The organism is Collinsella aerofaciens, assembly GCF_015546965.1.
GTDB classification, from domain to species: Bacteria; Actinomycetota; Coriobacteriia; order Coriobacteriales; family Coriobacteriaceae; genus Collinsella; species Collinsella aerofaciens_X.
In genome coordinates, this window is record NZ_JADMUF010000013.1 from 25,983 (window position 1) to 48,269 (window position 22,287).

General features: G+C 60.5%; 18 protein-coding genes. 14 read left to right on the forward strand and 4 right to left on the reverse strand.

Going from position 1 to position 22,287, the window contains the following annotated elements; all coding sequences use genetic code 11:
- Window positions 1-115 precede the first annotated feature (115 nt).
- The 7 genes from I1M21_RS08680 to larD all read left to right on the forward strand — a co-directional run bounded on the left by I1M21_RS08680 (window position 116) and on the right by larD (window position 11,436).
- Window positions 116-1,099, forward strand: a complete 984-nt coding sequence (locus I1M21_RS08680; protein WP_195193257.1) for a DMT family transporter — start codon at window positions 116-118, stop codon at window positions 1,097-1,099.
- A 116-nt stretch (window positions 1,100-1,215) separates the two neighbouring features.
- A complete protein-coding gene (locus I1M21_RS08685; protein ID WP_195193258.1) occupies window positions 1,216-2,517 on the forward strand; it encodes a M20 family metallopeptidase in 1,302 nt (433 codons plus the stop codon).
- A gap of 3 nt (window positions 2,518-2,520) precedes the next feature.
- A complete protein-coding gene (locus tag I1M21_RS08690) occupies window positions 2,521-3,825 on the forward strand; it encodes an MFS transporter (protein WP_195193259.1) in 1,305 nt (434 codons plus the stop codon).
- Window positions 3,826-4,129: 304 nt separating this feature from the next.
- Window positions 4,130-5,443, forward strand: a complete 1,314-nt coding sequence (gene hisS / locus I1M21_RS08695) for a histidine--tRNA ligase (protein ID WP_117821387.1) — start codon at window positions 4,130-4,132, stop codon at window positions 5,441-5,443.
- Between the two features lie 257 nt (window positions 5,444-5,700).
- Entirely contained in the window at window positions 5,701-8,514 is a 2,814-nt protein-coding gene (locus I1M21_RS08700) for a phosphoenolpyruvate carboxylase (protein WP_411160880.1), read from the forward strand.
- 863 nt (window positions 8,515-9,377) lie between these two features.
- Window positions 9,378-10,655, forward strand: a complete 1,278-nt coding sequence (gene larA / locus I1M21_RS08705) for a nickel-dependent lactate racemase (RefSeq protein ID WP_195193261.1) — start codon at window positions 9,378-9,380, stop codon at window positions 10,653-10,655.
- Window positions 10,656-10,704: 49 nt separating this feature from the next.
- The gene (gene larD / locus I1M21_RS08710) at window positions 10,705-11,436 is read left to right on the forward strand and encodes a D/L-lactic acid transporter LarD (RefSeq protein ID WP_152067525.1); all 732 of its coding nucleotides are present in this window, start codon (window positions 10,705-10,707) and stop codon (window positions 11,434-11,436) included.
- Window positions 11,437-11,744: 308 nt separating this feature from the next.
- Here larD and I1M21_RS08715 read toward each other — a convergent pair whose 3' ends face one another.
- The 4 genes from I1M21_RS08715 to serB form a co-directional block, all read right to left on the reverse strand.
- The gene (locus I1M21_RS08715) at window positions 11,745-12,284 is read right to left on the reverse strand and encodes a TetR/AcrR family transcriptional regulator (protein ID WP_195193262.1); all 540 of its coding nucleotides are present in this window, start codon (window positions 12,282-12,284) and stop codon (window positions 11,745-11,747) included.
- A 2-nt stretch (window positions 12,285-12,286) separates the two neighbouring features.
- A complete protein-coding gene (larC, locus tag I1M21_RS08720) occupies window positions 12,287-13,207 on the reverse strand; it encodes a nickel pincer cofactor biosynthesis protein LarC (protein WP_195193263.1) in 921 nt (306 codons plus the stop codon).
- Window positions 13,208-13,217: 10 nt separating this feature from the next.
- The gene (larB, locus tag I1M21_RS08725; RefSeq protein WP_195193264.1) at window positions 13,218-14,000 is read right to left on the reverse strand and encodes a nickel pincer cofactor biosynthesis protein LarB; all 783 of its coding nucleotides are present in this window, start codon (window positions 13,998-14,000) and stop codon (window positions 13,218-13,220) included.
- Between the two features lie 114 nt (window positions 14,001-14,114).
- Complete coding sequence (gene serB / locus I1M21_RS08730) at window positions 14,115-14,750, reverse strand: phosphoserine phosphatase SerB (RefSeq protein ID WP_195193265.1); 636 nt, start codon at window positions 14,748-14,750, stop codon at window positions 14,115-14,117.
- Window positions 14,751-15,006: 256 nt separating this feature from the next.
- Between serB and aspS the strand changes: the two genes are divergently transcribed.
- From aspS to I1M21_RS08765, 7 genes are all read left to right on the forward strand, one after another.
- Window positions 15,007-16,794: an aspartate--tRNA ligase gene (aspS, locus tag I1M21_RS08735; protein WP_161115468.1), complete on the forward strand. Its 1,788-nt coding sequence runs from the start codon at window positions 15,007-15,009 to the stop codon at window positions 16,792-16,794.
- Between the two features lie 143 nt (window positions 16,795-16,937).
- Window positions 16,938-17,186: an HPr family phosphocarrier protein gene (locus tag I1M21_RS08740; protein WP_035136856.1), complete on the forward strand. Its 249-nt coding sequence runs from the start codon at window positions 16,938-16,940 to the stop codon at window positions 17,184-17,186.
- A gap of 188 nt (window positions 17,187-17,374) precedes the next feature.
- Window positions 17,375-17,617 carry a FeoA family protein gene (locus I1M21_RS08745; protein ID WP_022094360.1) on the forward strand — a complete coding sequence of 81 codons (243 nt, stop codon included), beginning with the start codon at window positions 17,375-17,377 and terminating at the stop codon, window positions 17,615-17,617.
- A 39-nt stretch (window positions 17,618-17,656) separates the two neighbouring features.
- Window positions 17,657-17,878: a FeoA family protein gene (locus I1M21_RS08750; RefSeq protein ID WP_006234774.1), complete on the forward strand. Its 222-nt coding sequence runs from the start codon at window positions 17,657-17,659 to the stop codon at window positions 17,876-17,878.
- Between the two features lie 123 nt (window positions 17,879-18,001).
- Window positions 18,002-20,329 carry a ferrous iron transporter B gene (feoB, locus tag I1M21_RS08755; RefSeq protein WP_195193266.1) on the forward strand — a complete coding sequence of 776 codons (2,328 nt, stop codon included), beginning with the start codon at window positions 18,002-18,004 and terminating at the stop codon, window positions 20,327-20,329.
- A 217-nt stretch (window positions 20,330-20,546) separates the two neighbouring features.
- A complete protein-coding gene (locus tag I1M21_RS08760; protein WP_035136858.1) occupies window positions 20,547-20,747 on the forward strand; it encodes a hypothetical protein in 201 nt (66 codons plus the stop codon).
- 144 nt (window positions 20,748-20,891) lie between these two features.
- Window positions 20,892-21,971: a substrate-binding domain-containing protein gene (locus tag I1M21_RS08765; protein WP_195193267.1), complete on the forward strand. Its 1,080-nt coding sequence runs from the start codon at window positions 20,892-20,894 to the stop codon at window positions 21,969-21,971.
- The last annotated feature ends 316 nt before the right edge of the window (window positions 21,972-22,287 follow it).

A 22,287-nucleotide genomic window follows, 5' to 3' on the forward strand; every position in this document is an offset into this window, starting at 1 on the left:
CTACAGTAGCGGGGCGTGCCGGGGGTCCGGTGCGCCCTGTTTTTATTTGACCATGAGGCGGCACGCAGCCATACGCGTGCGGACACCACGCCCAGATTGAGTGCGAGGATGCCCTATGGCCCAGAATGCCGTTGATGAAATCGAAAACATGCCCGATAGCCCTGTCGCACGGGAGGACCTGGGCGCCGGCGGCACCTCCCGCGGCGCTGGCGCGCGTTCGCCGTTCTTCTGGAAGGTCTTGTTGCTATCGGTGGCGGTCATCTGGGGTTATTCCTTTACCACCATGAAAGATGCGCTCGACACCATTCCGGTGTTCGAGCTGCTCTACGTTCGCTTCCTTCCGGCTTCGCTGGTTATGTTCGTCATCTTCCACAAACGCATCATCGCGCACTTTAATGCCCGCAACCTGATCGTCGGACTTGGTATGGGCGCGCTTATGTGGGGCGCGTATGGTTTGCAGACGATTGGCCTGGCACAGACCACGGCGGGCAAGAGTGCATTTTTGACGGGTACCTATTGCATCCTCGTGCCGTTTGCGAGCTACGTCTTAAGCGGCGAAAAGCTTACCCGTTACAACTTGGGCGCCGCGTTGCTGTGCCTGGCGGGCATTGGCCTGGTGGCGCTCGATAGTGTCGAGTTCAATGTCGGCGATGTCATCACACTGGGCGGCGCGGTCTTCTTTGCCATCCAGATGGCGGTGACCGCCAAGTACGGTCGCAAAATGGACATCAACGTCATCACGTTTTGGATGTTTGTGGGCAACGGCGTCTTGAGCTTGGCAACGTCGCTGCTATTCGAGACCCAAGCGCCCGCGTCCGTGTGGACGCCGAGCTTTATCGGCGTGATGGCCTTCCTCTCGGTGGGCTGCACGTGCGTGGCGCTGCTCATCCAAAACGTCGGCTTGGCGCACGTCCCAGCCTCGACGGGCTCATTGCTCCTATCGATGGAGTCCCCTTCGGGCGTGTTGTTTTCGGTGCTGCTGATGGGGGAGGCGCTCACCTCGCGTCTGCTCGCCGGCTTCGTCCTCATCTTCCTATCGATCATTTTGAGCGAGACGCATTTCGATTTCTTGCGCCGAAAATCTCGCCCGCAATTGTAAACAATTTGTTGCGCCGCCCTCCCAGGGCGGCGTTTTTTATGTCATGCCCTTACAGTTGTGCCTTGCACTTTACGCTGTCAAAGTGCGTGCTGCAAAAACGTTACTGGAGGGCATCTATGGCACCAGCTCTGTCCGATCTTCAACCGAAACCAGCGCCTCAGGCTACCACAGCGGCGCAGACCGCTATCGGCGATGGCCTGGTCAAAGAAGCCCAGGCATTTGCCGGTGAGCTTGCCGCATGGCGACACGATCTGCACCAGATGCCCGAGCTGGGTAATAGCCTCCCGCAGACCTCTGCGTATATTCAAGCGCGCCTGACCGAGATGGATATCCCATTTGCTACGCTCGTCGACGACTCCTGTGTTGTTGGCCTGATCGGTGCCGGTGCGGCCGCGGCCGCTCAGGGCAATGGCACGTGCAAGGACGAGCAGGCTGGAACGGTCGTCATGCTCCGAGGTGATATGGATGCCCTTCCCGTTGCCGAGGAATCCGGCGAGCCCTTTGCATCCACCAATGGCTGCATGCATGCTTGCGGTCACGATATGCACGCGACGGCCCTGCTTGGTGCGGCGCGCCTGCTCAAGGCCCGCGAGGCCGAGCTCGTCGACGCCAATGCTACCGTCAAACTGCTGTTCCAGCCGGGCGAGGAGACCTTCGAGGGCGCCCGCGCCGCCATCGCCGACGGCTTGCTCGAGAACCCGCGCCCTCAGGCGGCCTTTGCCATGCATGTCAACAGCCAGTCGCCGCTTGGCCTGGTGCTCTACGGCAGCCCGGCGCTCTCGGGCGTGTACGGTTTCCGCATCACGCTCCAGGGCAAGGGCGGCCATGGCTCGAGCCCCGAGATCTGCATCGACCCCATCACGGCCGGCGTCCACGTGCACCTGGCGCTCCAGGAGCTTATCGCCCGCGAGGTGCCGGCGGCCAAGGAAGTCGCACTTACCGTTGGTAAGTTTGCTGGCGGCTTGGCGGCCAACGTCATCCCCGACACCTGCGTGCTCGAGGGAACGCTGCGCGGCTTTGATGTTGAGCTCATGGAGCGCCTCAAGACCCGCATCGCGGAGGTCGTTAACGGCGTTGCCACAACATATCGTACGCCGGCGACCATCGAGACGCTTTCGGATGTTCCGCCGCTTGTACTCGACAGCGATATGACTCAGGCGTCGCTTGGCTACGTGGGCGCGGTGCTGCCCAAGGCGGCTTTCTTGCCGCTTTTCCATGCCATGGCGAGTGAGGACTTCGCGCTTATCTCGAGCGAGATTCCGAGTGCGTACTTTACCGTGGGCGCGGCCGTAACCGACACGGACGAACACTTTGCCCAGCACCATCCCAAGGCACGTTTTAACGATGCCGAGCTGCCGCTCGGTGCCGCGGCCTATGCCGCCGTCGCTCTCGGATACATTGCGGACCACAAGGAGTAACCAATGCCCCAGCAGCGTAAGTTCTTCCCCGGCTGGCTCGTGGTGACCTCCGGCTTCGTGATCATGGCCACGTGCTACACGATTTTCGTCAACTGCATGAGCCTGTTCCAACCGCTGATCGTCAGCGACCTGGGCATTTCCCTTGCGCAGTACAACATCTCCAATGCCATCTCCACCGTGGTGAGTGTCGTGGGTTCGCTCGTTATCGGCCATGTTGCCGATAAGGTGAGTGGCCGCGTATTGGGCTCGCTCACCGTTATCGCTACCTCGGCGGTGCTTGCCGGCATGAGCTTTGTCGGTGAGCTGTGGCAGGTCTACGTGCTCTTTGCCGTTTCGGGCTGCTTCGCTGTGGCCTCGACCCGTCTGCTCATTAGCCTGGTGACCGCCAACTGGTTTACCGCCAAGCGAGGCCTTGCCATCTCCATCGCACTTTCGGGCTCGGGCTTTGGCGGCGCTATTCTCTCGCCGATCGTGAGCTCGCTTATCGTGAGTGTGGGCTGGCGCTCTGCGTTCCTGGTACTCGCTGCCGTCTGCATTGTGGCGGCACTGCCCATCACGGCCTATTCCTTCCGCACCAAGCCTTCCGAGATCGGCCTTAAGCCGCTCGGCGAGAACCCGGGCGATCCGTCCGTCTCGACGGCTGGCGACAAGGACGAGCACACGGCGCCCGAGGTTAGCGTCGGCTGGTCTCGTATCAAGAAGAGCCCGGCGTTTTGGCTGCTTGTCGTCGCCTTCCTCTTTATGGGTCTCGTTAACGGCGCCATCTTGCCCAACCAGGTCACCAACATGACGAGTGTTACCGTCAACGGCGCCAAGATTGTCACGGGCGGCCACGATCCCATGTGGGCGGGCACTGTGCTTTCGGCCTATATGGTCACCGTCGTTATCGCCAAGATTTCGCTCGGTGCGATCTATGACCGCTTCGGTCTGCGCTTTGGCAATATCCTTGGCTCCGTTGCGTGCATTATCGCCTGCGTCGCCCTGTGCTTCCCGACGACGGACCTCGGTCCTATTGTCGCCGCTGTGAGCTTTGGTATCGGAACGTGCATGGGCACCATCACGCCTACCATCGCCGCGTCCAAGCAGTTTGGCATGGCCGACCTCGGCAAGGTCACGGGCACCATCACCTCGCTCGAGATGGTCGGCGGCACCGTAGGCGCCATTGTCTCGGGCGTGCTGTTCGATGCCACGGGCTCCTTTGCGAGCACCTGGATCGTGTGCCTGGTGTGTTCTGTGGTCATGCTCGTATTCCTGCTGGCCTCGGAGCCCATCGCTGCCAAGCTGCGCGCGAGCGTGGCGGGGGAGTAGACGTCCGTCGCTCTTTTCTGTTCGCCCCGTTCTGTCCGTGGCCGCCTTGGAAGCCGAATGGATGCTCGTACCATCATTCGGTTTCCAAGGCGGCCACGGGCCTACGAAATGATCCCTTTTCCTCCGTCCCCTTCGGACCACGTGATCCCTTGGGGATGGAGGAATAGGGATCGCATACAGCGGCGGCGCGTCTGGCCGAACGAGCCCCCATACCCTCGTTCGGTCAGACGCGCCGCCGCGGTTTGTGTTTGTGCCGTATAATGACCGTTACCTATGACGCGATACAAAAGAAAGGTGTTTGCCCATGCAGGCACAGAAGGCGGAGGGAACCCGCGACCTTATCGGCGCCGAGATGCGCGCCTGGCAAAAGATGCAGCAGATTGCGGCCGGCGTGTTCGAGCCGTTTGGTTTTAAACCCATCGAGACGCCCGCGATCGAGCAGGTAGATGTGTTTGTCCACGGTATCGGCCAGTCGACCGACGTCGTGCGCAAGGAAATGTTCCGCGTGTTCAGCGGTGCCAACCTGGAGCGCGTCTTTACCGAGGGCACCGACACCAAACTCAAGCCCAAGCAGCGCCTGGCACTTCGCCCCGAGGGCACGGCCGGCGTGGTGCGCGCCGTCGTCGAGAACAATCTGGTGCCCCAGGGCTCCACGCCGTTTAAGGCGTACTACGCCGAGGCCATGTTCCGTGGCGAGCGCCCCCAGAAGGGACGCCTGCGCCAGTTCCACCAGGTGGGCATCGAGTGGCTCGGCGCTCCCGATCCGGCTGCCGACGCCGAGTGCATCATCATGCTCATGGAGTTCTACAAGCGCCTGGGCTTCGATCTTTCCAAGCTTCGTCTGCTCATCAACTCGATGGGTGACGCCCAGTGCCGTCCGGCTTACCGCGAGCAGGTTAAGCAGTTCATCCTCGATCACGCAGACGAGATGTGCGATGAGTGCCGCGAGCGCGCCGAGCTCAACCCGCTGCGTGCCTTCGACTGCAAGAACGACCACTGCCGCGAGATCATGGCCGAGGCTCCGCTGATGGGTGACAACCTGTGCGACGAGTGCCGCGAGCACTACGAGCAGGTCAAGCGCTATCTGGATGCCGCCGGTATCGAGTATGTCGAGGATCCCACCTTGGTGCGCGGCCTGGACTACTACACCCGTACTGTCTTTGAGGTCGAGGCCCCTGGCGCCGGCGTCGGCTCCATCGGCGGCGGCGGCCGCTACGATGGCCTGGTCGAGCTCGAGGGTGGCAAGCCCACGGCGGGCGTCGGCTTTGCCGTCGGTTTTGAGCGCGCCCTGCTGGCCCTGCAGGCCTTTGGCAGCGATTTGGGTGCCGATGAGGCCCCGTGCGTCTATGTCGCCAACGCCGGCAAGGAACTGCGCCAGAACGTCTTTGCCATTACGCAGGAGCTTCGCGCCGCAGGCATCGTGACCGAGGCCGACTATCAGGGCCGTTCGCTCAAGGCCCAGTTTAAACAGGCCGATAAGGTGGGCGCCAAGCTCATCCTGGTCCTGGGCGGCGACGAGCTTGCCGCCGGCAAGGTCAAGGTGCGCGACATGGAGAGCCACGAAGAGGTTCTTGCCGATCTGGCCAACGTCGTCGAGGCGGTTCGCGAGCGCCTGTAGCGCATCTTTTTGAGCTGCGGACCCGCTTGAGTGTCCCGCTCGCGGCGAGCGATTGTTACGGGGGTGTTTCGCATTTATGCGGAATGCCCCCGTTTGTGTATGCCGTCCACCGAGAAATACGACCATTTAGAGCAAAAACCCTTGCAATGCAGAAAATACTTTTGTGTGGTAAAGCGCAATCAGTGTCGAAAGTATTTCTCAAGCGCCTATAATGAATACCGCATGTTACGTGCATAGAAGGAGGAATGGGAGGAAACGTGGCTGAGAACCTAAGCAACCAGTCTGTACCCGAAGCCGCGGCGCGCGTCGCTGCCGTGGTCAACCGCCTCGTTAACCGAATCGGCTCGAATGCCGAGTCCAGGGAGCGTCTCGCCGAGATCGAGATCCCCGAGGAGCTGCGCGACAATCTGGCGTTGTTCCTGCGCCTGGAGCGTCGTGTGCTTAGCGAGTATGATCCTGAGATCGCGGACCTGTTCGATAAAATCCTGTCGGCCGAGATTGTGGCCAATGCCGGCAACCCCGGTACCCGCGCTGCCGACGAGGCCGTCGACGAGCAGGGCGTGCCCACCGCCGACGAGCCCACTGCCGTGGCATTTCGTGAGGTCGTCGATTTGATCGACAGTCTGCCGCTCGATAAGCAGCAGGTCATCGTTCGCGCCTTTACGAGCTTCTTCCATCTGGCAAACCTGTCGGAGGAGAACTACCGTGTGGCGCAGCTGCGCGAGCGCGAGGCCGGTGCGTCGACCGATACCGAGGTCGATCCCGCTAACGAGCTCACCGTCGCCTATCACCAGCTGGTGAATGAGCTGGGCGTTGAGGGCGCCAACGAGCTGCTCGGCAAGCTTGAGTTCCATCCCGTCTTTACCGCGCACCCCACCGAGGCCCGTCGTAAGGCCGTCGAGGGCAAGATTCGCCGTATCTCCAACCTGCTGGAGGAGCGTCCGCGTCTGGGCGGCTCCGACTTGGTGGAGAACGAGCGCCATATGCTGCAGGAGATCGACGCCCTGGTTCGCACGAGTCCCATCGCGTTGAAGAAGCCCACGCCGGTCGAGGAAGCCGATACCATCATCGACATCTTCGATAACACGCTGTTCGACGTTATCCCCGTCATCTATCGTCGCTTTGACGACTGGGTGCTGGGCGACAAGGCCGGTACCGTGCCGCCGCTGTGCCCGGCGTTCTTCCATCCCGGCAGCTGGATCGGTTCCGACCGCGACGGTAACCCCAACGTTACCGCCAAGGTGAGCCGTGAGGTCGCCGCCAAGTACTTCACCCACATGGTGCTCAAGCTCGAGGACAAGTGCCGTCGCATCGGCCGCAACCTCACGCTCGAGGCCACCTACAGCAAGCCGTCTGCCGAGCTCATCAACCTGTGGAACCATCAGGTCGAGATGAGCCCTCGGTACACGGCCCGCGCCGAGCTGATCTCCGAGCACGAGCCGCATCGCGCCGTCATGCTCGTCATGGCCGACCGTCTGAACGCCACCGTGCGCCGTATCACCGACACCATGTACCACAGCGCCGACGAGTTCCTGGATGACCTGCGCGTCGTCCAGCGCTCGCTAGCCGCCTGCGGTGCCGTCCGTGCCGCCTACGGTCCGGTCCAGACCATCATCTGGCAGGTCGAGTCCTTCGGCTTCCATATGGTCGAGATGGAGTTCCGTCAGCACTCCGTGGTGCACGCCCGCGCCCTCAAGGATATTCACGAGAACGGTATCCATGGTGACCTGCAGCCCATGACGCGCGAGGTCATCGACACCTTCCGTGCCATCGGTTCCATCCAAAAGCGCTACGGCAAGAAGATGGCGCACCGCTACATCATCTCGTTTACCAAGAGTGCCCAGCATGTGGCCGACGTCTTTGAGCTGGCCCACCTGTCCTTCGCACACGAGGAAGACGTTCCCGAGCTCGACGTGATCCCGCTGTTCGAGCAGCTCGAGGACCTCGAGGGCTGCGTTGACGTGCTCGACCAGATGCTTACGCTGCCCGTGGTGCAGAAGCGCCTTGCCCAGACCAACCGCCGCATGGAGGTTATGCTGGGCTATTCCGACTCCTCCAAGGATGCCGGTCCTACCACGGCCATGCTTGCACTGCACTCCGCGCAGGAGCGCATCGCCAAGTGGGCCGAGAAGAACGATATCGACCTGGTGCTCATGCACGGTCGCGGCGGTGCCGTGGGCCGTGGCGGCGGCCCGGCCAACAAGGCCGTGCTGGCGCAGCCCAAGGGTTCGGTCAACTGCTTCTTTAAGCTCACCGAGCAGGGCGAGGTCATCTTTGCCCGTTACGGCAACCGAACGCTGGCTCAGCGCCATGTTGAGTCCGTTGCCGCCGCAACGCTTTTGCAGTCGGCTCCGAGTGTCGAGAAGACCAACACCGAGACCACGCAGAAGTTCTGGGATATGGCCGAGAAGCTCAATGCCGCGAGCCACGAGCGCTACCTGGACCTGCTGAACACCGAGGACTTTACGCCGTGGTTCTCGACCGTGACGCCGCTGACCGAGGTCGGTCTGCTGCCGATCGGCTCGCGTCCCGCCAAGCGCGGCTTGGGTGCCAAGTCGCTCGACGACCTGCGTACCATTCCGTGGATCTTCAGCTGGAGCCAGGCACGCATTAACCTGGCCGCTTGGTACGGCCTGGGCACCGCCTGCGAGCAGTTTGGCGATCTGGACCAGCTTAAGGCTGCCTACCAGGAGTGGCCGTTCTTCCGCACCTTTATCGACAACATCGAGATGTCGATCGCCAAGACCGACCAGCGCATCGCCAAGATGTATCTGCACCTGGGCGATCGCCAGGATCTGTCCGAGAAGGTCTTTACCGAGATGCAGCTCACGCGTAAGTGGGTCCTTGCCATCGTCGGTGACGAGTGGCCGCTGCAGCGTCGTCGCGTGCTCGGCTGTGCCGTTTGCGTGCGCAACCCCTACGTCGACGCTCTGTCCATCGCCCAGGTCCGCGCCCTTCGCGAGGTGCGTATGAACCAGGACGAGATGGCCGAGGAGAAGAAGGCCGAGTACATGAGCCTGATTCTTTCGACTGTGACCGGCGTCTCGGCAGGTCTGCAGAACACGGGGTAATCGATAGTCCTGTAGTCGTCCGAGCCCGCCATTGGTTTACTTTTAGGCACGTCCTCGGACATGCAAGGAGCCCTCGCTGCGCACTTCGTGCGGCGAGGGCTTCTTGCGTCCTGCGGAGTGTGCCTAAAAGTAAACTAATGGCGGGCCCTACGATGTCCGGTCTTCTGCGGATTACGGGCTGAAGAAATATAGCGCGCTTCGCGCGTTTGGAAAGGGCTTCGTGCTGCGGAATGCATTCAGAGTGAAACCCATCGGGTCCTTTCGTCCTCGGTTTACGGCGGATCAGCCGCTGGGTGAGGGTGGTGCTTGGGGCGACGTGCAAAAAACGGAGTTTTCAGCAGCTAAAGATTGATGCATAAGGCTGTGGGTGACGTTCGCGGCCCTTGTTGATGCTTTTGCACGACGATTGGGCTTTGGCGACGATCATATATGGCTGGTTTCTCGCCGCATGCTATCCAGATGGGTCGAGCCATGAGGACTATCTACTTTTCGAAAGACTTTTGGCACCAAAATCTTATCCCGCGATGCTGAATACTCGCAAAAATGCACGCTCCGGAGGGTACCACCCTGTTACGGCTAGAAATCTATGCGCCATTTTATGCAATTAATTAACGCATTTATGCAAAATGGCTTACGTGCGTACGTCTCGGGCTAGATGTTTGCCTCGGCGTTGCGTAAATCATCCTGTCTATAGTGTCTTTGACAGGCGGCTGCGGTCCCGTTTGGGGTCGCGGCCGTTTTGTTGTGGGTCAAATATGAACGTTGTGTTAATGAGTCGGTGGACGGTGGTGTTTTTCGGTAAGCGGCGTATCCTTCCAACGGTTTATCTAGTGTGTCAGTTGAAAGGAAGAGGGCGCTCGTCATTGTTTGAATGTGAACTGCCGTTTGACCACAAGACGTTGCATCTGGAGCTCGAGGATAAGAACTTCGCGGGTGTGATGGAAGGTCATCAAAACGAGTTTAAGACTACAAAATCACAGGAAGAGCTGGTAGAGGAGTCACTTGCCAACCCTTATGGTTCGCCTTCGCTCGAGGAGCTTTGCGCTGGCAAGAAGGATATCGTCATTATTAGCTCCGATCATACGCGCCCCGTTCCCTCGCGTGTGACGATGCCTATTCTGCTGCATCACATCCATTCCGCTGCGCCCGAGGCTCGAGTGCGTATTTTGGTTGCTACGGGTATGCATCGTCCGTCGACGCACGAGGAGCTCGTCAACAAGTATGGCGAGGAGATCGTTGCCAACGAGGAAATCGTTATGCACGTCGCGACTGACGACAGCATGATGAAAAAGATCGGCACCCTGCCTTCTGGTGGCGAGTGCATCATCAACAAGATTGCCGCCGATTGCGATCTGCTGCTTGCCGAGGGCTTTATTGAGCCGCACTTCTTTGCCGGTTTCTCTGGTAGCCGCAAGTCCGTCCTGCCTGGCATCGCCAGCTACAAGACCATCATGTACAACCACAACGGTCAGTTTGTGAACGATCCCCATTCGCGTGCCGGCAACCTGTGCCACAACCACGTGAGCGAGGACATGTTTGCTGCCGCCGAGATGGCTCACCTTGCCTTTGTGCTTAACGTGGTGCTCAACGGCAAGCACGAGGTCATCGGCTCCTTTGCCGGCGACATCCACAAGGCGCACGAGGCCGGCTGCGAGTTCGTGAAGAGCCTTGCCGGCGTTGAGCCCGTTGAGTGCGAGATTGCCATCACCACCAACGGCGGCTACCCGCTCGACCAGAACATCTACCAGGCCGTGAAGGGCATGTGCTCTGCCGAGGCTACGCTTCCCGAGGGCGGTGTAATTATCGACGTCGCCGGCTGTGCCGACGGTCACGGTGGCGAGGGCTTCTATCACAACATCGCCGACAATGATCCGGCAGAGTTTGAGCGCGCCTGCATCGACCGTCCTAAGGACGAGACCCTGCCCGACCAGTGGACGAGCCAGATCTTTGCCCGCATCCTGGCGCATCACCCTGTGATCATGGTTACCGACCTGTGCGATCACCAGATGATCAAGGATATGCACATGACGCCGGTCAACACTCTCGATGAGGCGCTCAAGCTCGCCTTTGAGATGAAGGGTGCCGATGCCAAGGTGGCCGTCATTCCCGATGGCCTGGGCGTTGTCGTCGCTCAGCACTAGTACGCGGCCTAAACGAATCGTTTATAACCGACAAGAAAGATAAGGTTTTATGCTTACCAAACTCCTCTGCGAATTCGGCGCAACGGCCCTCATGATCATCTTTGGCGTGGGCGTGCACTGCGATACCGTGCTCAAGGGCACCAAGTATCAGGGCTCCGGCCACATGTTTGCCATCACCACCTGGTCTTTTGGCATCTCGGTCTGCCTGTTTGTCTTTGGCGGTGCCGTGTGCATGAACCCCGCCATGGTGCTTGCCCAGTGCATCGTAGGCCTGGTGCCGTGGAGCAGCTGCATTCCCTTCATGATTGCCGATATGCTCGGCGGCTTTGTGGGCGCCGTAATCGCTTGGCTTATGTATGCCGATGAGTTCAAGGCTTCCGAGGGCGTCGTCGACCCTATTGCCCAGCGCAACATCTTCTCGACCAACCCTACTACCGAGGGCACGAACTATGCCCGCAACTTCTTCTGCGAGGCTATCTGCACCTTTGTGTTCATCAGCGCCATCCTTGCTGCCGCTAGCCGCGCCGGCGAGAACGTTTTGATGCTCGCTATCTGCGTCGGTCTGATCGTTTGGGCCGTTGGCATGGGCATGGGCGGCATCACCGGCTTCGCCATGAACCAGGCTCGTGACCTTGGTCCTCGCATGGCCTATCAGGTGCTGCCGATCAAGAACAAGGCCGACAACAACTGGAAGTATGGCCTGCTTGTTCCCGGCATCGCTCCGTTTGTCGGTGCCGCTCTGGCCGCGCTGTTTGTGCATGGTTTCTTGGGCATGTTCTAGGCTAAGGCTACATAGTTGTCCGCCGTCCGCATGGGGTAACTTCCCAGCGCGTCCTCGGACATGAAAGAACCCCCGCTGCGCACTTCGTGCGGCGGGGGTTCTTTCGTCCTGCGGAATGCGCTGGGAAGTTACCCCATGCGGCCAGCTGCGGGGTCTTTGTTGCGTTCGTACAAGCAGCCCAACGTATAAATCTGAATTTGAATTTGGATGGGAGGGGCTTGTTGCTGTTGGGGGCGTTGAAGCGCGGGTGACACTTTGGGATGTGTGGCGCCTTGGGTTGGGGTGATGCTTTGGGGTGAGATTCTTACTTAGGTGAAGAGGGGATTTATGGCTGATAGGTAGTCTTTGGCTACGTCGGCTTTGTCTGCTTGGAAGTTGTGCCAGGCCCACCATTGGACGGTGGCTACGAAGCTTGAGGCTATGTGGTGTAGTAAGAAGCTGCGGTCCATGGCGGCGGCGGGGCCTGCGGGGTCGACGGGGACGGTTTCGGCTGCGCGCGACATGATGGTCTTGCGGAGACAGTCGGCGAAGACGCGTGAGCCGGCGCCGGCTACCAGCGCTCGGACGCCCTGGCGACGTTCCCATAGATTGTTGAGGATATGCTCGACCTGCACGAATGGGTCGTCGAGCGGTGTGCCATCGTCGTCGAGGGCGTGGGTGCAGATGTCGCTCACGAGCTCGGACAGTAGGTCGTCTTTGCTCTTAAAGAGGCCGTAGAACGTGGCTCGACCAACATGGGCACGAGCGATGATGTCGCCGACGGTGATCTTGCCGTAGTCCTCTTCGCGTAGCAGCTCGGAGAACGCCGCAACGATGGCAGCGCGGCTTTTTTCTTTGCGGGCATCCATGGCTATGCGTCCGCGTGAACGAGCAGGCAGCGGAGCGTGCCGGAGCAGCCCTCGTAGGGGCGCTTGCCTGCGCCGTAGCCGACGGCCTCGATGCGGTAGCGTGAGGGCAGTTGGTCGGACGTGCGCAGCGCGGTGACGATGGCGGCGCCCGTGGGCGTCACGAGCTCGCCGGCGACCGGTGCAGGCGTGAGGGCGATATTGCCCGCCTGGCACAGGTTGACGACAGCGGGGACGGGGATAGGCATGAGGCCGTGGGCACAACGGATGGTTCCGTGGCCCTCGGAGAGCGACTCGACCACGATGTCCTCAATACCCAGGTCGTCGAGGCAGATGGCGACAGAACAGACGTCGACGATGGAGTCGACGGCGCCCACCTCGTGAAACATGACGGCCTCGGGCGTTTTGCCGTGAGCCTTGGCCTCGGCAGCAGCGAGTGCGGTAAAGATGGCGAGGGCGCGACGCTTGGCGCCATCGCTTAGCTGCGAGCCGTCGATGATGTCGGTGACGTCCGTCAAAGAACGGTGGTGATGGTGGTGGGCGTGATGGTGACCCTCGTGGTCGTGGTCGTGGTCGTGGTCGTGCGCGTGCACGTGCTCATGGCAGTGCTCGTGCTCGCCATGGTCATGATGGTGGTGCTCGTGCTCGTGCGTGTGCTCGGCAGCTGCTTCGTTGCCGTAGAGCCAGGCCATATCGTGATCGTGGTTCTCGAGCTCCTCTGCAAGCTGGACGTCAAAATCGCAGGCGTCGATGCCATGCTTGTTTACGCGCGTCACGGCAATCTCAAAGCCGTCGACCGGAAGCGTGGCGAGCTGTTCGCGCAGATGCTCCTCGCTGGCGCCCAGGTCGAGCAGGGCCGCGACGGTCATATCGCCGCTGATGCCCGAGGTGCCGTCGATGATAAGCGTGTGCTGATGGTTGGACATGGAATGCTCCTTAGCGGGCGCGGGGCGTGCCGACGCTCAGATGGTTGATAAGACTTGCCTGGTAGGCGGCACCAAATCCGTTGTCGATATTGACGACCGAGACGCCGCTGGCGCAGGAATTGAGCATGGCGAGCAGTGCTGCCACGCCGCCAAAGCTTGCACCGTAGCCCACGCTGGTGGGAACGGCGATGACTGGACAGCTCACCAGGCCGCCGATGACGCTCGCCAACGCGCCCTCCATGCCGGCGACGGCAATGATCACCTGCGCCTGTGCAAGTTCCTCGGCATGTGCGAGCAGGCGGTGCAGGCCGGCGACACCCACATCGTAGAGGCGGTCGACCTCGTTGCCGTAGAACTCGGCCGTCAATGCGGCTTCCTCGGCGACGGGCAGGTCGCTCGTACCGGCGCAGGCGACAACGATGCGTCCGTTGCCGGTAGGGGAGGGCTTGCCGCCCACGAGGGCGAGCTGTGCGTCCGGGACATATCCCAGGTCGATGCCGTTGTCGAGGAGCTCCGAGGTGCGGTCTGCCTTTTCGGCATCCAGGCGCGTGACCAGGATGCGCTCCTGGCCGGCATCGCGCAGTGCTTCGATAATGGCGGCAATCTGCTCGGCGGTTTTACCGGCACCGTAGACAACCTCGCCGGCTCCCTGGCGCACCCCGCGCGAAAGATCGAGCTGCGCAAAGCCCAAATCGGCGGTCGGAGCCGTCTGGATGCGCGTGAGGGCGTCGGCAGGGGTGACTGCTCCGCCGGCAACATCGCTCAGCAATTGCTCAAGATCTTGCTTATCCATATATGTTCCCTTCGACGGCGCAAAGTCTAGCACTCAAAGGGTATGTTTCCGAACACTAAGACAAAATTGTTCGGAAACTATAGGACAGACTGATTCAATTGTCAGACGGATCGACTAGTCGCGCAGGATGATGTCCATGGCGAGCATCAGGTTGCGCTCGTCGATGGCAAACGGGGCGGCTTTGCGCGTCTTGGGCTTGGCGCAAAACGCGATACCCGTGCCCGCGGCCTGAATCATGGGGATATCGTTGGCGCCGTCGCCGATCGCGACGGTATGGGCCATATCGACACCGCACTCAACCGCCCAATCCAGCAGCCGGATGAGCTTGGACTCCTTGGTCACGATGTCTGCCGCCAGCTTACCGGTGAGCTTGCCGTCCACGACCTCCAGGCGGTTAGCCAGGCAAAAGTCGATGCCCGCGGCGGCCACGATCTTGTCGGCGACCTCGTGGAAGCCGCCGCTCACGACGCCGACCTTCCATCCCTTGCTGTGCGCCGAGCGCACAAGCTCCAGCGCGCCGGGGGTAAACGTCACGCGCGCAAAGGTGCGCTCGAACACGCTCTCGTCCAAGCCGGCAAGCAGCCCCACGCGCTCTTCGAGCGCCTGCTTAAAGTCGAGCTCGCCGCGCATGGCGCGCTCGGTGATCTGCGCAACTTGCTCGCCCACGCCGGCTTCCTCGCCCAACAGGTCGATGACCTCCTGGTTGATGAGCGTGGAGTCGATATCCATAACGATGAGGCGTGCAGTCATGGCGGGCCTTTCCGAGTGCAGTTGTATTGGGGCACATTGTCGCACGTGGCGCGCGTCGGCAGACACTGCGACGCATCAATTGTTTCGTCTCCGTCAAGTCTTTGGGCATGAGCTACTTTTCCGCGGCACATCGACGCGGGTGCGATAAGATAGAACGCCATGTCCGGCTGCGCGGTTTACGCAGGCTGGGCAAATCTGTACGACGCCGCCCGGAACGACACGGGGCGGCACAGATCCATAAAGGAGGATCACTGGTATGAGCCAGACCCGTCCCATCGATGAGCATTCCATGCACACCCGTACCTGCGGCGAGCTTCGCTTCGAGAACGTGGGCGAAGAGGTCACCCTCACCGGTTGGGTGAGCCGTCGCCGTGACCACGGCGGCCTTATCTTCTGCGACCTTCGCGACCGCGAGGGCATCACGCAGCTCACCTTCGACCCCGAGCACTCCGACGGCGACGCCTTTAAGATCGCCGAGACCATGCGTCCCGAGTGGCCCATCAAGATCCACGGCGTCGTGCGCGCTCGTGGCGAGGAGACCACCAACACCAAGCTCGCGACCGGCGAGATCGAGGTCCTGACCGACCATGCCGAGGTGCTCAACACGTCCGTCACTCCGCCGTTCCAGATCGAGGACGGCATCGAGACCAGCGAGGACACCCGTCTGCGCTATCGCTATCTGGACCTCCGCCGTCCCGAGATGATGGCTAACCTCAAGCTGCGCTCCGACTTTACCTTTGCCATTCGCGAGGCGCTGCACAACCGTGAGTTCATGGAGGTCGAGACGCCCTCCCTGTTCAAGTCCACGCCCGAGGGCGCCCGCGACTTCATCGTTCCCAGCCGTATTCAGCCGGGCAACTTCTACGCCCTGCCGCAGTCCCCGCAGCTCCTGAAGCAGCTGCTCATGGTCGGTGGTGTTGAGCGCTACTACCAGGTTGCCAAGTGCTTCCGCGACGAGGACCTGCGTGCCGACCGTCAGCCCGAGTTCACCCAGGTCGATATCGAGATGTCCTTCGTGGACCAGAACGATGTCATGAGCGCGCTCGAAGAGGTCCTGTCCGATGCCTTCGGTCGCATGGGTGTTGAGATGCCCACGCCGCTGCGTCGCATGAACTACTGGGAGGCCATGGATACCTATGGCTCCGACAAGCCCGATACCCGCTACGGTATGCACCTGGTCGACCTGACCGACATCTTTGCCAACTCCAAGTTCAAGGTCTTTGCGACCGCCGCAAACGAGGAGGGCTCTGTCGTCAAGGCTATCAACGCCAAGGGCGCCGGTGCTTGGGCACGTGCCAAGATCGATAAGCTCGCCGGCGTGGCCTCCACGTTTGGCGCCAAGGGTCTGGCCTGGATCGCTTTCCGCGAGGACGGCTCCATCAACAGCCCCATCGTCAAGTTCTTCTCGGACGAGGAGATGGCTGCCCTGCGCGAGCGCATGGACGTCGAGCCCGGCGATCTTGTGATGTTCGCCGCCGGCCCGCGTTTGCTCTCTGACGAGATCCTGGGTGGCATGCGTTCTCACATGGCCAACGCACTCGAGATCAAGCGCGAGGGCCACGACTTCCTGTGGGTTGTCAACTTCCCGCTGTTCCACTGGGACGAGGACCGCAAGGCCTATGCAGCCGAGCACCAGCCGTTCACTCTGCCGACCGAGACCGACATCGCCAAGATCGAGGCCGACCCGTTGGCAGCAGGTTCTTGCACCTACGACTTTGTCATGGACGGCTTTGAGGCCGGTGGCGGCGGTATGCGTATCCACAACGCCGAGATGCAGATGTCCATGCTCAAGCTCCTGGGCTTTACCGAGGAGCGCGCCGAGTCTCAGTTCGGCTTCCTCATGGAGGCCCTCAAGTTTGGTGCGCCCCCGATGGGCGGTTTCGCTCTGGGCCTGGACCGCGTGTGCATGCTGCTCACCGGTTCCGACTCCATCCGCGACGTCATGGCGTTCCCCAAGACGGCCAGCGGCTCCGACCTTATGTCGGGCGCCCCGAGTGCCGTTAGCGGCGCCCAGCTCAAGGACGTCAGCCTGCGCCTGATGTAGGCGAGCGGCTACATATTGCCCGTTGCGAGGGAAGGACGCGCTCCTTCCCTCGTTTTTTGTGGGACGGGGGTGCGCCGGTAACGTACAATAACTACCACGTGGCTGGGTTTGCCGGCCGAATGTGCGATGCCGCGGGAGGGGACATGGTCGAGTTTACAAAGACGATTAAAGATCCGTTGGGACTTCACGCCCGCCCGGTTGCGCTGCTCTATGACATCATTGCCAAGCACCGTAGTGACGTGTCGGTTTCGATTGGTGATCGCCACACGGATGGCCGCGATGTCATGGGACTCATGGCTCTCTACGGCGAGTGCGGCGAGGACATCGTGTTCCGCGTTTCGGGCGTGGATGAGGCTTCCTGTGTTACGTCGATCAGAAACCTCTCGCTTTAAGCATGACAGGGCGTGGTAAAGGATGGTCCTTTGCTGCGCCCCTTTGTTTCGTATAGGAAACTTTTTCGAAATCTGAATAGGGACCCTTTCCAAAAAGTTAACCACGTGCTAGTTTACTATAGCGAACATAGACGTGGTTAACTTTTAACGCGTCGATGTTGAGGACGAACTGACGTTAGGAGCAACTCATGTCTTGCGGACCGCAGATGCCGGCCATGCCGCTTTCGATGGTAAAAGCGGGCGAAACCGTGCGCGTGTCTCGCGTAAAGGGCAATGAGGACATGAAGCACCACCTCAAGGACCTCGGCTTTGTCGAGGGCAACGAAATCCACGTGGTGAGCTCGAGTGGCGCCAATATCATCGTCACCGTGCTGGGCGCACGCTTTGGTATCGATTCCAAGGTTGCCATGCACATCATGACTGTCGGTTAGTCCGCAGCATTTCAAAAAAACCGAAAGGGGGACAAGAGGATGAAGACGTTGGGTGACGTTAAGGTGGGCGAGAGCTCCACCATCGTCAAGCTTCACGGTGAGGGTGCGCTTCGCCGCCACCTTATGGACTTGGGGCTCATCAAGGGCACTTCGTTCAAGGTCGTGAAGGTTGCACCGCTCGGTGATCCGGTCGAGATCAACGTGCGCGGCTACGAGCTTTCCATCCGCAAGGAGGAGGCGGCCGTCGTCGAGGTCCAGTAAGGGCTCGCGACGTATATTTCTGCAGATAAAGTTAGGTTTTTCTAACTTAATGCTGCAACTTTGAAGCACATTATCCAGCCTGCGCGGAGAAAGCAGCGCAGGCACACAAGGAAGAAGGATTGAATGGCGGATTCTCAGATCCATGTCGCGCTGGCGGGTAACCCCAACTGCGGCAAGACCACGCTTTTCAACCTGATCACCGGCGCCAACGGCTACGTTGGCAACTGGCCCGGCGTCACGGTTGAGAAAAAGGAAGCCAAGCTCCTAAGCGACAAGAACGTTACCATCACGGACCTCCCCGGCATCTACTCGCTTTCCCCCTACAGCCCCGAGGAGCAATGCTCGCGCGATTACCTCATGAGCGGCGAGCCCGATGTCGTCGTTCAGGTGGTCGACGCCACCAACCTCGAGCGCAACCTATACCTGGCGCTTCAGGTCATCGAGACCGGCCTGCCTGTGGTCGTCGCCCTCAACATGGCCGATCTGGTCGAGAAGAATGGCGACAAGATTGACACGGACAAGCTCTCCAAGAAGCTCGGCTGCCCGGTTATGATGATCTCCGCTCTTAAGAACAAGGGCATCAAGGAGCTCTTTGAGCAGGTTAAGAAGTCCGCTGCTTCCAAGGGCCAGGTGCCGGAGCACAAGTTCGACTCCTCCATCGAGGACGTTCTGGACCACATCGAGAACAACCTGCCGGCAAGCGTCCCCGCCAACAAGCGCCGCTACTATGCCGTCAAGCTGTTCGAGCGCGATGCGGACGCCTGCAAGCTCATCAATCTCACCAAGGAGAAGGCCGCTCGCGTGGAGCAGCTGGTCGCCCAGTGCGAGCAGGACTGCGATGACGATGCCGAGTCCATCATCACCGGTGAGCGCTACGGCGTGATCGCCCACATCATCGACGAGTGCCTCACCAAGGCTCCGGCCAAGATGAGCACCTCCGAGAAGATCGACCGCGTGGTTACCAACCGTATCCTGGGCCTGCCGATCTTTGTGGTCATCATGTTCTGCGTGTACTACATCGCCGTCTCCACTCTGGGCGGCACGGTGACCGACTTCACCAACGACCAGCTCTTTGGAACCGACGGCTGGTATGTGCTCGGTCAGGGCCGCGATGCCTATGACGCAGCAGTCGAGGCTGCGGGTGACGCCGCCGATTCGGTTGACCCGGCGGAGTATGGCCCGTATGTTCCGGGTATTACCACCATGGTCCACGACGCACTTGTGGCGGGTGGCACCGAGGACGGTGGCCTGGTCGATTCGCTGGTCTGCGACGGCATCGTCGGCGGTATTGGCGCCATCATGGGCTTCGTCCCGCAGATGTTCCTGCTCTTTGTGATGCTGTCCTTCCTGGAGGACTGCGGCTACATGGCCCGCGTCGCCTTTATCATGGACCGCGTGTTCCGCCGGTTTGGCCTGTCCGGTAAGTCCTTCATCCCCATGCTCGTGTCCTCGGGCTGCGGCGTCCCCGGCGTCATGGCTACCAAGACCATCGAGAACGAGAAGGACCGCCGCATGACGGTCATGACCACCACGTTCATTCCCTGTGGCGCCAAGCTGCCGATTATTGCCCTGCTCATGGGTTCCATCATCGGCGATTCTTCCACCACCGCCGCGTGGATCAGCCCGCTCTTCTACTTCCTGGGCGTCTTTGCCGTCATCGCCTCGGGCCTCATGCTCAAGAAGACCAAACTCTTCGCCGGTCGCCCGACGCCGTTCGTTATGGAGCTTCCCGCCTACCACTTCCCGGCGATCCGCTCTTGGGCACTACACGTGTGGGAGCGCTGCTGGGCCTTTATCAAGAAGGCCGGCACGATCATCTTCGCGTCCACCGTCGTCGTTTGGTTCCTCTCCAACTTTGGTAGCTATAACGGTTCCTTTGGCTTCCTGCCTGCGATGGACGGCATCCCCGAGGAGTTCACGGACTACTCTGTGCTCGCCATGCTGGGCAACCTGGTTGCCTGGATCTTCGCCCCGCTCGGCTTTAGCACCTGGCAGGCAACTGCGCTGACTGTCTCTGGCCTTGTCGCTAAGGAGAACGTCGTCGCCACCGCCGGCTCGCTGCTGTCCGTCGCCGACGCGGGCGAGACCGACCCGAGCCTGTGGACCGCGTTTGCGGGCATGTTCCCCACCATGGGCGCCTGCGTTGCCTTCGGCGCCTTCAACCTGCTGTGCGCTCCGTGCTTTGCCGCCATTGGCACCATCCGCAACCAGATGGACTCCGGCAAGTGGACTGCGATTGCCATCGGCTACGAGTGCGCCTTTGCTTGGGTGATCGCCCTGTTCATCAACCAGTTCTACAACCTGCTTGTTCTGGGGCAGTTTGGTATCTGGACGGTTGTGGCCATTGTGCTGCTGGTTGCGATGCTCTTCCAGATTTTCCGTCCCATGCCTAAGTTTGCTTGGACGGACGAGGACGAGACCAACACTGCTTCTGCTGCCATCTCTGCCTAATCCTGCATCAAGGTAGCCCCTTTCCACGAGCCCGGGTATCTTCGCGATATCCGGGCTTTTTGGTGCATTGGGGATGGTGCAATGGGGGACAGATTGCTTTGCTCCAGAAGTAAGATATGGCGTTTCCGCAGATAAAACCGACCAAAATAAACCTGTCCCTTTTTGGTAGGTGGAGAATGGGGTAAAGTAAGTGATGGTTAACTAGAGGAGGCTTGCTATGGCACCTATCGATATTGTTGTACTGGCTGTTATCGGTATTGCGTTTGTCGCGGTATGCGTGCGCATCTACCGCAAGGGCACCTGCGCCGACTGCGCCCAGGGTGGCGTTTGCACGGGGCATTGCTCCAACAAAAAGACGTGCGCTGCACTTAAGGGCGTGGACAAAATCGCCGAAGACTTGGGCCGCGGAATCAAGTAAGGCCCAGACATCTAAGCGCCTCGCGAGCATCCGTTCGCGGGGCGCTTTGCGCATTTGAGGGAGAGCGCGGCGAGTCGAAGAGCATTTTTGGGGTATCGTTAACTGGACTATTAATTGGCAACTTATCTATAACGGAGTAACCGCATGAGCGCTCGCGTAACCATGAAGGACATAGCCGCCGAGCTTGGCGTTTCCATCAATACCGTGCACAAGGCTCTGACGGGAAAGGCCGGCGTGAGCGAATCCGTGCGCGCCAAGGTGAACGCCAAGGCCGAGGCCATGGGCTATCACCGCAACACAAGTGCCTCAAGCCTGCGCCGCAAGGATATCAATCTGGTGTTTTGCCTGCCCCGCGCATCGCGCGAGGGAGCGTACTTTTTCCGTTACCTGTGGGAGGGCTGCAATCGCTTTGAGCAGGAGGTCATCGACCAGGGCATTACGGTTGAGCGTGTTGAATTTGGCGTGGGCGGCTACGCTGATGCGCTCGAGCAAATCGACGAGCGTTTGCAGGTGGGCGAGAAGATTGATGGCTTGCTTGCCTATGCGCCGGGCGACGATCGTGCAACTGAGCTTTTGGGGCAGATTGCCGAGGCGGGCGTGACGATCGAGCTCGTCGACGGCGACCGTCCGCACCTCGACCGTCTGGGCGCCAGTCTGGCTGATTATTCAACGGCGGGCAGCCTGATGGCCGAGCAGGCGGTCAACTTGGTTCACGCCGCTGGTGTCGATGCCCGTGTGCTCCTGCTAGCGGGCGACCCCTATACCGATTCACACTATCTGACCGCTCGCGCCTTCCATACGTACCTGCGCGAGCATGATGTTCCTTGGCAGGTCGAGGACCTTACCGGCGCTCATGCCCAGGTCAAGCAGCTCGAGCGCGAGCTCAAGAATCGTCTCAAGGCTCCGGACGCCCCCGAGCTGATCTGCAGCGTGTTTGCCGTGGGCTCCGAGCTGGTTGCCGATACGCTCGTTTCGGCCGGCAAGGCGGGCGAGGTCATGGTGATCGGCAATGACCTGTTTCCCGAGAGTGTGCTTGCCCTGCGTCGCGGCATTTTTACCAATATCGTCTACAAGGACCCAGTGAGTTTGGCATATCGTGGCGCCAAGACCTTAGGCGATTACCTGCTGTGGGGAAAGACACCGGCGGAGCCTGTGCAAAAGGGCGCCGTCGAGATGGTGTTTGGCAGCAACGTCGACCGCTACTGCGAACTTGCGGGAATTTAGCCGATTGGGCAGGTACCCCCTCTTGCGACGTGCATTTTTGGGAGTATTCAGCATTGGCATGCCCTGAATGAGGCGCAGAACGACTGTTTTAAGTGCCGCCGGTGGCGTATTTCGCCATCGGCGGCACTTTTTATGCCGATCGGACGCAATGTGCGCATCAAATGGGGCGCCGAGGACGGCGCACGGCGCGCTCCAATGCTGAATACTCCCAAAAATGTACGTCGGGACATGACCCACCTGGTCGCGCGCGCAGACGTGGTGTAAGAGTGTCCTGAGGTCCGTCGCTGCAAGCCCCGATGTTACTCCTTCTTGAGGC

What these genes read in the sequence shown, in the direction of transcription:
- I1M21_RS08750 (WP_006234774.1), top strand. Translation starts at nt 17,657, where the DNA reads ATGAAGACGTTGGGTGACGTTAAGGTGGGCGAGAGCTCCACCATCGTC.
- hisS (WP_117821387.1), top strand. Translation starts at nt 4,130, where the DNA reads ATGCAGGCACAGAAGGCGGAGGGAACCCGCGACCTTATCGGCGCCGAG.
- I1M21_RS08715 (WP_195193262.1), bottom strand. Translation starts at nt 12,284, where the DNA reads ATGGATGCCCGCAAAGAAAAAAGCCGCGCTGCCATCGTTGCGGCGTTC.
- I1M21_RS08685 (WP_195193258.1), top strand. Translation starts at nt 1,216, where the DNA reads ATGGCACCAGCTCTGTCCGATCTTCAACCGAAACCAGCGCCTCAGGCT.
- aspS (WP_161115468.1), top strand. Translation starts at nt 15,007, where the DNA reads ATGAGCCAGACCCGTCCCATCGATGAGCATTCCATGCACACCCGTACC.
- larC (WP_195193263.1), bottom strand. Translation starts at nt 13,207, where the DNA reads ATGTCCAACCATCAGCACACGCTTATCATCGACGGCACCTCGGGCATC.
- I1M21_RS08690 (WP_195193259.1), top strand. Translation starts at nt 2,521, where the DNA reads ATGCCCCAGCAGCGTAAGTTCTTCCCCGGCTGGCTCGTGGTGACCTCC.
- I1M21_RS08760 (WP_035136858.1), top strand. Translation starts at nt 20,547, where the DNA reads ATGGCACCTATCGATATTGTTGTACTGGCTGTTATCGGTATTGCGTTT.
- larD (WP_152067525.1), top strand. Translation starts at nt 10,705, where the DNA reads ATGCTTACCAAACTCCTCTGCGAATTCGGCGCAACGGCCCTCATGATC.
- I1M21_RS08740 (WP_035136856.1), top strand. Translation starts at nt 16,938, where the DNA reads ATGGTCGAGTTTACAAAGACGATTAAAGATCCGTTGGGACTTCACGCC.
- serB (WP_195193265.1), bottom strand. Translation starts at nt 14,750, where the DNA reads ATGACTGCACGCCTCATCGTTATGGATATCGACTCCACGCTCATCAAC.
- I1M21_RS08680 (WP_195193257.1), top strand. Translation starts at nt 116, where the DNA reads ATGGCCCAGAATGCCGTTGATGAAATCGAAAACATGCCCGATAGCCCT.
- I1M21_RS08745 (WP_022094360.1), top strand. Translation starts at nt 17,375, where the DNA reads ATGTCTTGCGGACCGCAGATGCCGGCCATGCCGCTTTCGATGGTAAAA.
- larB (WP_195193264.1), bottom strand. Translation starts at nt 14,000, where the DNA reads ATGGATAAGCAAGATCTTGAGCAATTGCTGAGCGATGTTGCCGGCGGA.
- I1M21_RS08765 (WP_195193267.1), top strand. Translation starts at nt 20,892, where the DNA reads ATGAGCGCTCGCGTAACCATGAAGGACATAGCCGCCGAGCTTGGCGTT.
- feoB (WP_195193266.1), top strand. Translation starts at nt 18,002, where the DNA reads ATGGCGGATTCTCAGATCCATGTCGCGCTGGCGGGTAACCCCAACTGC.